This is a genomic window from Bacillus sp. FSL K6-0073, from assembly GCF_038006085.1.
GTDB lineage: Bacteria > Bacillota > Bacilli > Bacillales > Bacillaceae_G > Bacillus_A > Bacillus_A cereus.
Map to the genome: position 1 here is coordinate 4,672,061 of NZ_JBBOUN010000001.1, position 12,644 is coordinate 4,684,704.

Sequence of the window (12,644 nt, forward strand, 5' to 3'; positions counted from 1 at the left end):
AATGAACAAACCTAAAATTGGGATGATTGGACTTGGAAGTATTGCGCAAAAGGCCTATCTTCCAACACTTACAAAAGAAACTGATTGGAATTTTGTAGGGGCGTTTACACCTAACGCACAGAAAAGAAAACAAGTTTGCCAGCAATACCGAATTCAAGACTTTCATTCTATTGAAATGTTAGCTTCGGAATGCGATGCAATCTTCGTTCATAGTTCAACTGCATCGCATTATGAAATCGTTTCTGAACTTCTAAAAAAAGGGATCGACGTTTATGTTGATAAACCGCTAGCAGCTACAGTGGAACAAGCTGAGCAACTAGTCGAGTTAAGCGAGAAGTATAACCGAAAATTAATGGTCGGATTTAATCGCAGATTCGTTCCTATGTATGTCGCTGCCAAAGAACAGGCTCATGATATTTCATGGATTCGAATTGAAAAGCATCGTACAAATAAAGTCGGGCCATATACGTACGACTTCACTATGTTAGATGATTATTTACACATTGTAGATACTGCTCGCTGGTTAGCTAATGATGACCTTAACGCCGTTCACAATATGATGCAAATCAATGAAAAGAATGAACTTCTTTACGGACATCATACATATACAACTCCAAGTGGACTATTACTTTCTACTGCAATGCATCGCCATGCCGGTACTAATTTAGAACAAATTGAACTTGTAACGATAGGAAAAATCATTCGCGTAAAAAATATGAATACATTTGAAATTGAACAGGAAAACTCAGTTTCACAAAGTGGTTCCCCATCATGGGATACGACGTTAAAACAACGTGGTTTTGAAGATGCTGTTCATCATTTTATTGAGTGTGTACAAGGCGATACAAAGCCCGTTGTAGATGGATTAGAAGGATTAAAAACGCAGCAACTGTTGCAATCTCTACTAGATGATGTAAATAAAAATTAAAACGGATACATTTTTCAGAATTTACTTTCATTCCCATTCCCTCTTTATTTCTCTCATAAATTTCTATAGAATATGTTGATAGGAATTATAAATTTCATAATGAATCGTGGAAAGGATGGGATTAACACATGTGGAACGAGTTTAAAAAGTTCGCTTTCAAAGGGAATGTAATCGATTTAGCTGTCGGGGTTGTAATCGGTGCTGCATTCGGTAAAATCGTTAGTTCTTTAGTAAAAGATATCATCACACCATTACTTGGTATGGTATTAGGTGGCGTTGACTTTACAGATTTAAAAATTACATTCGGTAAATCATCTATTATGTATGGTAACTTCATCCAAACTATTTTTGATTTCTTAATTATTGCAGCTGCTATCTTTATGTTTGTTAAAGTTTTCAACAAACTAACATCTAAAAGAGAAGAAGAAAAAGAGGAAGAACTTCCAGAACCAACAAAAGAAGAAGAACTTCTTGGCGAAATTCGCGACTTACTAAAACAGCAAAACTCTTCTAAAGATAGAGCATAATTGAACGGATAAAAAGGCATGTCCCTCGGGACATGCCTTTTCTATATGCTATAACGTTTCCGAATTCATATGAATAAATAAAATAATACCAGCAACCACAAGTACCATAATGCTACCTGCAAATAGTGTAATACCAATAAACATTAAACTTGTGCTCATATCTACTGATACACTTTCAATAAAAATAGAAATTACATACGTGATAAGGGCAATTCCTGCAAGAATACTTCCTGGAACAAATCGCTTTAAACCATTTTGTTTTAACGTCATATATGCAAAAATAGCAGTCATACAAAGCGTAATTATCCAAAGAACGATCATCTCTTTTCCCCCCTCACAAGCCTTTTCTTTCTATTATACATGACATTGCCCTATAATAGTTAAATTTGCACTTATGTGACATATAACAAGGAATAGCCCCATCTATAGCGAAGGCATTATGAAGAGAATCACAATACACTTTTTGAAGAAAGCATTATTCTTGTTAAAGCAAACAGTTTAGAGGATGCTCACGAACTTGGTAAAAAAATTGCTATGCAATCTGAAGATACGTACGATAATGTGTACGGTGAGCAAATAACGTGGAAGTTCCGAAAAGTGTTGCATGTGTTTGAATTAGACGATACCCCCTTTGAAACTGGAAAAGAATTGTACGCAAGATTTTTACACGTTAAGAAAAATAAAGCGGTGGATACAGTCGTACAAAAATACTATCCTGAATCCGAATAAAAGCTCACAGCAAATGCTGTGAGCTTTTTTATACTTACTTCGTTGAATCTCTAAATTGGATACGGTGAGGTAAGATAACAGTGTGATCTTCCACTTTTTCTTTGTTCATATACTTTGTTAATAAACGCATTGCTACTGCACCGATATCATACATCGGTTGAACAACTGTTGAAAGCTGCGGACGAACCATTAATGCAAGACGTGTATTATCGAAACCAAGTACTTCTACGTCAGTTGGTACGTTTAATCCAGCGTCTTGTGCTGCATGGATTACACCTAGTGCCATTTCATCAGAAGACACGAAGATTGCTGTTGGCTTTTCATCATTGCTCCAAAGCTTTTCGAATGCTTCAATACCTGAGTCATATGTGTAATCTCCATCGATTACAAGATTTTCATCATATGAAATACCTGCTTCTTCTAAAGCTTTTTTATAACCTTGTAACTTCTTCGCGCTTCCCGCTTTATCAATGAAAGGACCAGAGACGAAACCGATACGTTTATGTCCTTGCTCGATAAAGTGCTTCATTGCATCATAAGCTGCTTGTGTATAATCAATATTTACTGATGGCGTTTCATTTTGCTCATCAAATGACGCTGCTAATACAATTGGTACTGGAGATTTTTTAAATTCTTCAATGTGAATGTCTGTAATATCTTCACCCATGAAAACAATTCCGTCCACTTGTTTTCCAAGCATCGTATTTAATAAATGGAACTCTTTCTCTTTGTTTTGATCAGAGTTACTTAAAATGATGTTATATTTGTACATTGTTGCGATATCTTCAATTCCACGTGCAAGTTCTGCATAAAACGTATTTGAGATATCAGGAATAATAACACCTACTGTAGTTGTCTTCTTACTTGCTAGTCCACGTGCTACCGCATTCGGGCGGTATCCTAAACGATCAATTGCTTCTAATACTTTCTTTCTTGTTGTAGGCTTTACATTTGGGTTACCGTTCACAACACGAGATACGGTAGCCATTGAAACGTTTGCTTCGCGCGCTACATCATAGATTGTTACGTTCATCTCATCGCACACTCCTTCTATTTTTGTTATCTATTTTTATGTATCGGTTACTTGAATGAAAAAAAGACATCAACTCTATTTGCAGATGCCACCAATCGTCCCGAGTTCTTCCTTTTACTAATGATACGATAAAAACGCAGGCTCATACAATATTTTCCCGCAAAAGTTTCGAAAAAATTCGCTTCTTTTCTCGTATTTTCGTATTTTTTATGAAAAAAGGGCATTTTTTGTAAAAAAATAGATGTTTCCTAAGTAAAAATCTTATTTTAAGCAGTACGATAGTAAATGAAATTTATATCGGCGATTTTTCGAATATATCGACTGTAACTCTAATTATATCAGCGATTTTCCAAATATATCGACCGCAACTCTAATTATATCAGCGATTTTTTAAATATATCAACTTACCAACAAAAATCGACAATGACAGTCGCTATACAATAGGAGAAAGCTGTTCCAAAATGCCTTTTTGGAACAGCTCATTAAAAGTTTTTATAATTTACTTCCAAATGATTTTAATTCATTCATAAAATCATTGAACTGCGGTATATTCATTTGCTGCGCCGCATCTGATAAAGCTACAGCTGGATCTGGATGTACTTCAGCCATAATTGCATCTGCACCAATTGCCATCGCTGCTTTTGCAGTTGGTAAGAGAAGGTCACGTCGCCCTGTAGAATGCGTTACATCGACAACGACAGGTAAATGTGTTTCTTTCTTTAAAATCGGCACAGCGGAAATATCAAGCGTATTACGCGTCGCTCTTTCATACGTGCGAATACCTCGTTCACATAAAATAATGTTCCCATTTCCCTTTGCCATAATATATTCTGCCGCATTAATGAATTCTTCAATCGTTGCTGATAGACCACGTTTTAATAATACTGGTTTATTTACAGCACCAGCTGCCCTTAGCAAATCAAAGTTTTGCATATTGCGAGCACCAATTTGAATAACATCAACGTAATCTAATGACATCTCAATATCATTCGGATTTAAAATTTCACTAATAACAGCCAAATCATATTCATCTGCTACCTGGCGCAAAATTTGTAATCCCTCTAATCCAAGACCTTGAAAATCATACGGTGAAGTACGTGGTTTGAACGCACCACCACGCATTAATTTCAGACCTTGCTCTTTCATTGCTTCAGCAACTTGACGTACTTGTTCATAACTTTCCACTGCACACGGTCCCATAATAAAATGCTGATTTCCGTCACCAATTTTTTCACCATTAATTTCAACAATCGTATCTTCTGTTTTTTTCTTACGAGAAACAAGTAATGCTTTACGATGATCATCTTCTTGTAATTCTAAACCAGCTTGAAAAATTTGTTTGAAAATATGTTGTAAAGTCGAAGTTTCAAATGGACCATTATTATTCTCTGCAATTAAATCCAGCATATTTCTTTCACGTACAGGATCAAAACGTTTCACACCTTGTACTTCTTTTAAATTACCAACTTCTTGTACGAGACGACCTCTTTCGTTTAGTAACTCTAATATTTGTAAATTAAGTTGATCAATTTCAGAACGTAAACGACCTAATTGTTGTGATGCCATAAGAAAGCCACCTCTTTCAAATTCCTATATGTTACTTTTTTAAGATAACTTATTATAGCTGATACATATACGATTGTCACACGATATACAGCAATGAATTACTATCAAAAAACATTGTATATTTTCATTTAAAATAAAAAAAAGACAGTTTACATACTGTCTTTTTTTACAAGAAGGAAACAAACGGTTTATCACTGTTTTTCTCTTTTATAATAACGGCCTCAATTTTACTCTCGGACTTAATCTGTAATTGTACTTTCGCATCTTTAGGCAATTTGTCTAACATGCCTTGAGCAGCCAATTGGGTAAGAGCCATTAATTCTGTTTTACCGTTATATTTAATAACAATATTCATATTTAATGTATCCATTTGATCTTTCTTATAAGAAACTTTAGCGTTGACTGGAATAAAATCTCCATTAGAAAAACCTTTTATTTCCTTAGCAAAGTTATTTATTTTTGTATTATCTTCTCCATGTGCTTGTGTAAATTCATCAGAAGGATATGAATACGACTTTTCATCAATTGTACTCCAATTTCCAAGGTTCGTATCATTCTTTTGAACAGTAGCACTAGCAATATACGTACCATTTTTTAAAGAACTAGTACTTTCTTGCTTAAAGATAGCAAACGTAATTGGAGATTTGTTATACTTATCATTTTTGTTAATAGCTTCAATAAGTTGTTTAGCAACTTCAGTCCCTTTAGACATAGCTTCTTCATTCGATACACTTGAAGACATAGCTAAACCTATCATAACACCAGATAAACTTAATTCATTTGAATTCTGTTTTCCGAAATAGTCTTGTTCTATAATATTTGTCAAAACTGGCGCTTCTACTTTCGCAACTAGTTCATCAACTAGTTTCTCTGGAATATACTGATTTAATTGCAGTACGTGACTCTCTGTATCAAATTGCTGCGTTGCAATATTTATTAAACCATTTTCATACTCTGCTAAATCTAATTTAGAATTTGTTTTTATATTAGCTGTATTAATAACCTTTTGTTCTTTTAAAGGAATAACAGTTCTATAATAATCTTTAGAAACAGCAGTTCTCGGAATCATACTTTTTTCTTTTGTATCTTTTTGTATAACTTCATCCTTCTTACTAATCGTATTACTATTGTTACTACAAGCTCCTAGTAATAAACTTACGACTGCGAAGGATAATGCCATTTTCTTCATTACTTAAAACCTACTTTCAACAATCTAGTTATTTAGTTTGAACTATTAATAGTGTACCACTAAATATATTTCAACAAAAACAAAAAAAAAGAAGCAAGCACCTTTAGCTTGCTTCTTTTTACTTTATATTCTCTTCTAAAGCATCTTTTTTAATATTCCAATGAGATGTATTCCATACTACCATCCCATCTTTTATGTATAGCACTTGCGGTGATTCATGTCTAATACTGTATTGTTCTGCAACACGATTTGACACATCTCTCGCATCTTGTACGTATAAGTAATACGCTGGCACTTCTCTTTCTTCACTGCAATACGCTTGAAATTCTGTGTATGCACCGTGACTAATCGGGCATGTCGTACTATGTTTAAAAAGAACATACGGCTCATTCTTTTCTACTAAGACTTCAAGCTCTTCAATTGTTTCAAGTTTTGTCATATTCATCACGATTCACCTCTCATACGAAATCTAGAGCGCTTCTCTTTCTTTTCAGCTTTTTTCTCAATTCTTTCTAATTTACGCTCTTCTTTTTCAACCTTCTTCTCTTGTCTCGACGCACGGTAATGATTGTATACTTCAATCGCCGCACTGCTCCACTGTACAACTTGCGCTACTTTATCAGCGTTATTTTCAATTTCGTCCGTTACAGAGTCTGATACATTACGAAGCTTCGTATTTAAAGATTGGATTGTCGTTCCAATCCCATCTACACCCGCTACCACTTTATTTAATGACTGTGACTTCTGTTGAATATCATCAGCTAACGCATTCGTTTTATGTAATAATTGCTCTGTCTCTACGCTAATTCCTTGCATTTGCTTTTCTAAACCTTCTAACGTGCTTGCAACGTTTTCCAACGTCTTCTGAACCGATAACAACGTTCTGCATACATACACTACTAATACTGCGAAAGCAACCGCGATAATAGCCGCACTTACATATAAAAGAACTTGCATTTCATCACTTCCTTTATCTTTTTCATACTTTCCCCTATTATACAATCATTTTCCGTTTCATTCTAATCCCTATCTCATCATTAGAATTTTCATACTTATTCGTTAACTGTAACATAAATCATTCAACAAATTCCACTAAGTAGGTTACAATAGGAGAGGATACATAATTAGTAGGGAGGCTTTACATATGAAAGATCCACGTATTGAAAAGTTAGCATACAATTTAATTAACTACTCTATCCGCTTACAAAAAGGTGAAAAAGTATTAATTGAAAACTTTGGCTTACAAAAAGAACTTGTAACTGCACTTGTAAAAGAAGCATATGCAGCTGGTGGTTTCCCATTCGTCTCTTTAAAAGATCATCAAGTAGATCGCTCTTTATTAATGGGTGCTACTGAAGAACATTTCGAACAAATCGCTGCATATGAAGCAAGCGTAATGAAAGACATGGACGCTTATATCGGTCTTCGCTCTGGCGATAATATTAATGAACAAGCTGACGTTCCAAGTGAGCGTATGAAAGTTCATGGCCAAACAGTTGGTAAAAAAGTTCATAGAGACATTCGCGTTCCAAAAACACGCTGGGTTGTTCTTCGCTACCCAAATGCTTCTATGGCACAGCTTGCTAAAATGAGTACAGAAGCTTTCGAAGACTTCTACTTCGAAGTATGTAACTTAGACTACGGCAAAATGGATAAGGCAATGGATAGCCTTGTTACATTAATGAATAAAACAGATAAAGTTCGTTTAACTGGTCCTGGAACTGACTTAACATTCTCTATTAAAGACATTCCAGCTATTAAATGCTCAGGTCATTTAAACATTCCAGACGGTGAAGTATACTCTGCACCAGTTCGTGATTCTGTTAACGGTACAGTTTCTTACAACACACCATCTCCTTACAACGGTTATACATTTGAAAATGTACAACTTAAGTTTGAGAACGGTCAAATCGTTGAAGCAACTGCAAACGATACAGAGCGCATTAACAAAATCTTCGATACAGACGAAGGCGCACGCTACGTTGGTGAGTTCGCAATTGGCGTAAACCCATACATCTTACATCCAATGGGAGACATCCTATTCGATGAAAAAATCGATGGCAGCTTCCACTTCACTCCTGGACAAGCTTACGACGATGCATGGAACGGCAACAACTCGAACATCCACTGGGATTTAGTATGCATCCAACGCCCTGAATACGGCGGCGGCGAAATTTACTTCGACGACGTACTAATCCGTAAAGACGGACGCTTCGTTGTACCTGAACTAGAAGCTTTAAACCCAGAGAACTTAAAATAATAATAAAAACGCTCGGAATTTTCGCCGAGCGTTTTTTATTTCTTCCCTACCATTTCTATTTTCACATGTGGATTTTCTTTCTCTATAAGCCTTAAGAATTCATCCATATTTTGCGGCATCGCAACCATATGTACTTTATATGCATTCGTCGTAATTTCAAGAAACTTTCCGACCTGACGTATAATTCTCACATCTTTTAATACAATATCATCATTTAAAATACCGTACTTTAATACGCCATTTTCTACTTTATGTTTTTTAATAAATACTTCCCAAACGAGTGGTACATTTACAATGAAGCATAAACCCATCCCAATCAACGCTGACATCCAATGCGCTTTATTAGTGAAAAGCATGACAATTGGATATATAAACATAAAAACTAACGTAAGACAAACGAAAATGACTACTGACTTACTTCTTTGAATTGGAAAGTTCATACCTACACCCCCTAACCTAAATTATACCATTATTTCTATTTTGCTTCATAGAAAAAGGCCATTTCTAAATGACCTTTTACACAATGTACCTATAAAATTTCTTATCTACCTGTAGCACCGGAAAGTTTTTCGGCAACTCGTCTATACTCACACTTTCAAAACCATTCTTTTCATAAAAACGATGTGCCGCTAAAAATTTTACTGTTGTTCCTAAGTAAATATCTTTCAATTTTTTATCCTCAGCCCATGAAATTGCTGTTTGAAGCAACATATGTGATGCGCCCCATTCTTTTCCGCGAAACTCTTTCTTCACGAACATTTTTCTTAACGCTACTTGATGATTCTCAATATCTAATAAAGCTACTGTTCCAACTACTTTCCCATCATAAATTGCTATCCAAAAGTTTCCGTAATCCTTTTGATAGAATGTTTCTATTTCAAGTAAATCAGGTTGCTCTTCTTTCGTAATTGAAACATTATACTCTTTTTGCTGAATAGGAACGATAAGATCTACTACTTCCTCTTGAAACGTACTTTCATACGGAACAATACGAATCTTCTCGTTCATCGAATATCTTTCCATTCTGAAGCTAGTAAACTATATACAGCGATATCATGAAAATGATCATATAGCCATTCTTCCTCTCTTAAAATACCATCTAACTTAAATCCTAAACGTTCTGGAATTGCGCGGCTCTTCGCATTTCCAACACCGCACCGAATTTCAATTTTATTCAACTTTAAATTTTCAAATGCATAGTGAAGTACAGCCTTTACGCTACGCGTCATAATACCTTTCCCGCCAGCATCTTCTGCAAGATAATACCCAAGACTCGTCGCTTTCTTCCCCCAGCTCACTGGATGAATACCTACCATCCCAACGAGCTTTCCTTTGTAACGTATGCCACTTTCAAAACCATCTCCCTCTGCAAATTTCTTTAACCACATCGGAAAAATCTCATCATACGCATCAGCTGATTTCGTCCCATCTACCCAAGGGAGCCATTTTCGTAAATGATTACGGTTTTGATCTAATAATTGATATAATTCCCCTTTATGATGTTTTTCTAGTAATTGTAGTTCGATTTCGTCATCTACTCGGAGTGTGAACATGTTTTTTAGTCCCCTTTTTATTTTTCTTATTATTCTAACATTTATAACTAAAGACATATACGCTAATATATCGACTTATCGACTTATCGACTAACCTCAAGAATCATATATGCCAACATAGCACACAAAAAAGACGCACAGCCATCGCTATGCGTCTTTTCTATTACTTCTCTGCAACTTGAACTTCTTTTACGTAAGCTGCTTCGAATTTTTGGATGTCTCCTGCGCCCATGAAAATTAGAACGCCGTTTTTATGTTTCTTTAATACATCCGTTGTTGTATCTGTAATTAGTTCTGCACCGTCAATACGCTTTTGCAGATCTTCGATTGTTAATTCACCTTTGTTTTCGCGTGCTGATCCGAAAATATCACATAAGTATACTTGATCAGCTTTGCTTAGGCTTTCTGCGAACTCATCTAAGAACTTTTCTGTACGTGAGAATGTGTGTGGCTGGAATACAGCGACAATTTCACGCTCTGGATGTTTTTGACGAGCTGCTTCAATCGTTGCATTAATTTCTGTCGGATGGTGTGCGTAGTCATCGATAATCACTTGCTCTCCCATCGGCTTTTCATTAAAGCGACGTTTTACGCCTTCAAAAGTTGTTAGCTGATGCTTTACTGCTTCTACATCAACGTTTTCATAATGGCAAAGTGCAATTACTGCTAACGCATTTAATACGCTGTGATTGCCGTATCCTGTAATTTTGAACGTGTCATAGTACGTATTACGAACGAATACATCAAAAATAGTACCATCTGTTCTCTTTTGGATGTTGCGTGCTTGGAAATCATTATCTTCTCCAAATCCATAGAAAATAACAGGTACTTTCGCTTGAATTTTTTGAAGTTCTTCATCATCTCCACATGCAATAATGCCTTTTTTCACTTGCAATGCCATCTCTTGGAATGCACTGAATACATCATTGATGTCTGCAAAATAATCTGGATGATCAAAATCAATATTCGTCATAATTGCATAGTCTGGATTATAAGACAAGAAATGACGACGATACTCACAAGCTTCAAATACAAAATACTTACTATTTTCTACCCCATGCCCTGTTCCATCTCCAATAAGGTAAGATGTTGGGTGTGCACCTTGCATTACATGGGCTAACAAACCTGTTGTTGATGTTTTTCCGTGTGCACCAGTTACAGCAACACTTGTGTATTGGCTCATCAGGTCACCTAAGAAATGATGGTAACGATGGACTGGGATGTTTAATTCTTTTGCTGCTACGATTTCTTCATGCGTATCAGGAAATGCATTTCCTGCAATAATCACTTGTCCTTCTTCTACATTATTCTTATCAAAAGGAAGGATCGAGATACTACGCTTTTCCAACGCTGTTTGTGTAAAGAAACGCTTTTCATAATCAGACCCTTGAACAGTATGCTTCATATCATGAAGAATTTGCGCTAATGAACTCATTCCTGTTCCTTTAATTCCTACAAAATGGTAAACTGTCATCTTAAAGAACCTCCAACATTTCGAACTAATACAACGGCCTATCTATAAGACAGTATATGAATCTTTTCTTATTTTGGTAATCATCATACATTTTTGATGTAGTGAAGTTATTCTTCCCTTCACTTATCAGGATAAACTCGTACGTACTTCTTTATATATCCATAACAAGTCCATTATAGCAAAAAAGAAGCCGCTATACTATGATAACAGAAAAACTGATAGGGTCAATCACCTATCAGTTTTTCTCTCTTTTACATCTCTTCTCTTTTTTCTAATTGAACACGCTCTAAACGTGGGTTTGGACGATATTTACGACCAGCTTTTGCTTCTGGTTTCCCATTTAATTCTACATTATCACCAGTAAAGCCAATATTCATTTTTAATAAGCTACTTCCTACCCCGTATATGTCAACAGGTACGTTTTGAGCTTCAAATTCACGAATACGCTTCTCATCAAATCCACCAGTTACAACGATGTCTACATGCTGGAATCCTTCTTCATCAAGTGCTTTACGAAGTGCGAATACAAGCGATGGGTTTACACCACGTGGATCGAATGTTCCAAGTACTTCTGGGTGGCGAATGAAGTATTGATCAATCATCGTGCGGGACGTATCTACACGTACACCTTTTAATGTTGATCCAAATTCACGCGCTACGCGAAGTGCATCTGTAATGACATCATTGTTGTAATCAATTAATACAACTAATTCATCTTCTGGGAATTTCTTATGATATGCTTTTGCCGCTTCTACAACATCACCATTAAACATTTGAATTAATGCGTGAGGCATCGTCCCCATACCACTTTTGCCCCACCATTCATTCATCGCATGCGTCGCTTGTGCGCTCATACCTCCGATGTATGCTGCATAACCGTCACCAGCTTGTTGTGTATAATGATCGTCACGATCTCCCATGAAAATAACTGGTTTTTCTTTATCTACGCTACGCGCAGCTTGGACAACGTTATATACGTTTGTCGCAACCGATGTACGACGAGCTAAAATCCCATCAATGACACCTTCTAAAAATCCGAAATTTTCATAAGGACCATGAATTGTTAACACTGTTTCAAATGGACTAATTTTATCGCCATCTTTTAAAGAGTTAATCTCAAGTTCCTCAGGATTTTTAGCGAATGTTTGTAGCAATGCAATTACTTCATCCGTTCCGCAAAGAACTGCATTTTCCTTTTGGAAAAATTGCATCGTTACAACACTTTTCGGGCGAAATTCTTCGATGATTTCTCTAGTCTTTAAAAAGTAAACGGCAGAGAACCACCCTTCTCCAACACGTTCGTCAAATTTAAATGTTTTATTTGTTAGTCTATTTATTTCACCTTTTAATTTTAATTCAATTTCTTTCATGTCGCTTTACTCCCT

At 35.8% G+C, this 12,644-nt stretch carries 14 protein-coding genes and 1 pseudogene; 4 read left to right on the forward strand and 11 right to left on the reverse strand.

Annotated elements, in window-relative coordinates; translation table 11 throughout:
• The first annotated feature begins 1 nt into the window (after window position 1).
• Window positions 2-928, forward strand: a complete 927-nt coding sequence (locus MHB52_RS24170) for a Gfo/Idh/MocA family protein (protein WP_061663952.1) — start codon at window positions 2-4, stop codon at window positions 926-928.
• A 128-nt stretch (window positions 929-1,056) separates the two neighbouring features.
• Window positions 1,057-1,455 (forward strand): large-conductance mechanosensitive channel protein MscL, encoded by a 399-nt coding sequence (gene mscL, locus MHB52_RS24175; protein WP_000267003.1) that lies wholly within the window; start codon window positions 1,057-1,059, stop codon window positions 1,453-1,455.
• A gap of 48 nt (window positions 1,456-1,503) precedes the next feature.
• On the opposite strand, the gene MHB52_RS24180 is transcribed toward mscL, so the two are convergent.
• The gene (locus MHB52_RS24180; protein WP_000636590.1) at window positions 1,504-1,776 is read right to left on the reverse strand and encodes a DUF3917 domain-containing protein; all 273 of its coding nucleotides are present in this window, start codon (window positions 1,774-1,776) and stop codon (window positions 1,504-1,506) included.
• A gap of 114 nt (window positions 1,777-1,890) precedes the next feature.
• On the opposite strand from MHB52_RS24180, the pseudogene MHB52_RS24185 reads away from it, so the two are divergent.
• Window positions 1,891-2,184: pseudogene (locus MHB52_RS24185) on the forward strand (DUF4288 domain-containing protein); the annotation flags it as partial.
• 34 nt (window positions 2,185-2,218) lie between these two features.
• Here the strand turns inward: MHB52_RS24185 and ccpA are convergent.
• From ccpA to MHB52_RS24210, 5 genes are all read right to left on the reverse strand, one after another.
• The gene (gene ccpA / locus MHB52_RS24190; RefSeq protein WP_001103297.1) at window positions 2,219-3,217 is read right to left on the reverse strand and encodes a catabolite control protein A; all 999 of its coding nucleotides are present in this window, start codon (window positions 3,215-3,217) and stop codon (window positions 2,219-2,221) included.
• Window positions 3,218-3,709: 492 nt separating this feature from the next.
• Window positions 3,710-4,783 (reverse strand): bifunctional 3-deoxy-7-phosphoheptulonate synthase/chorismate mutase, encoded by a 1,074-nt coding sequence (locus tag MHB52_RS24195; RefSeq protein WP_000168204.1) that lies wholly within the window; start codon window positions 4,781-4,783, stop codon window positions 3,710-3,712.
• A gap of 166 nt (window positions 4,784-4,949) precedes the next feature.
• On the reverse strand, window positions 4,950-5,972 hold the full coding sequence (locus MHB52_RS24200) for a CamS family sex pheromone protein (protein WP_000738031.1): 1,023 nt from the start codon (window positions 5,970-5,972) through the stop codon (window positions 4,950-4,952).
• A gap of 118 nt (window positions 5,973-6,090) precedes the next feature.
• Window positions 6,091-6,417, reverse strand: a complete 327-nt coding sequence (gene ytxJ / locus MHB52_RS24205; protein WP_001057469.1) for a bacillithiol system redox-active protein YtxJ — start codon at window positions 6,415-6,417, stop codon at window positions 6,091-6,093.
• Entirely contained in the window at window positions 6,417-6,929 is a 513-nt protein-coding gene (locus MHB52_RS24210; RefSeq protein WP_001197720.1) for a DUF948 domain-containing protein, read from the reverse strand. Before MHB52_RS24210 ends, ytxJ begins: the two co-directional genes overlap by 1 nt.
• Window positions 6,930-7,116: 187 nt before the next feature.
• Between MHB52_RS24210 and MHB52_RS24215 the strand changes: the two genes are divergently transcribed.
• A complete protein-coding gene (locus MHB52_RS24215) occupies window positions 7,117-8,232 on the forward strand; it encodes an aminopeptidase (protein ID WP_000654731.1) in 1,116 nt (371 codons plus the stop codon).
• 35 nt (window positions 8,233-8,267) lie between these two features.
• Here MHB52_RS24215 and MHB52_RS24220 read toward each other — a convergent pair whose 3' ends face one another.
• From MHB52_RS24220 to MHB52_RS24240, 5 genes are all read right to left on the reverse strand, one after another.
• Window positions 8,268-8,672 (reverse strand): PH domain-containing protein, encoded by a 405-nt coding sequence (locus tag MHB52_RS24220; protein WP_016118736.1) that lies wholly within the window; start codon window positions 8,670-8,672, stop codon window positions 8,268-8,270.
• A 76-nt stretch (window positions 8,673-8,748) separates the two neighbouring features.
• A complete protein-coding gene (locus MHB52_RS24225) occupies window positions 8,749-9,240 on the reverse strand; it encodes a GNAT family N-acetyltransferase (protein WP_061663950.1) in 492 nt (163 codons plus the stop codon).
• Window positions 9,237-9,785 carry a GNAT family N-acetyltransferase gene (locus MHB52_RS24230; RefSeq protein ID WP_061663949.1) on the reverse strand — a complete coding sequence of 183 codons (549 nt, stop codon included), beginning with the start codon at window positions 9,783-9,785 and terminating at the stop codon, window positions 9,237-9,239. Before MHB52_RS24230 ends, MHB52_RS24225 begins: the two co-directional genes overlap by 4 nt.
• Window positions 9,786-9,948: 163 nt before the next feature.
• Window positions 9,949-11,259, reverse strand: a complete 1,311-nt coding sequence (murC, locus tag MHB52_RS24235; protein WP_000219468.1) for a UDP-N-acetylmuramate--L-alanine ligase — start codon at window positions 11,257-11,259, stop codon at window positions 9,949-9,951.
• 251 nt (window positions 11,260-11,510) lie between these two features.
• Window positions 11,511-12,629 carry a nicotinate phosphoribosyltransferase gene (locus tag MHB52_RS24240; RefSeq protein WP_000658370.1) on the reverse strand — a complete coding sequence of 373 codons (1,119 nt, stop codon included), beginning with the start codon at window positions 12,627-12,629 and terminating at the stop codon, window positions 11,511-11,513.
• Window positions 12,630-12,644: the final 15 nt, after the last annotated feature.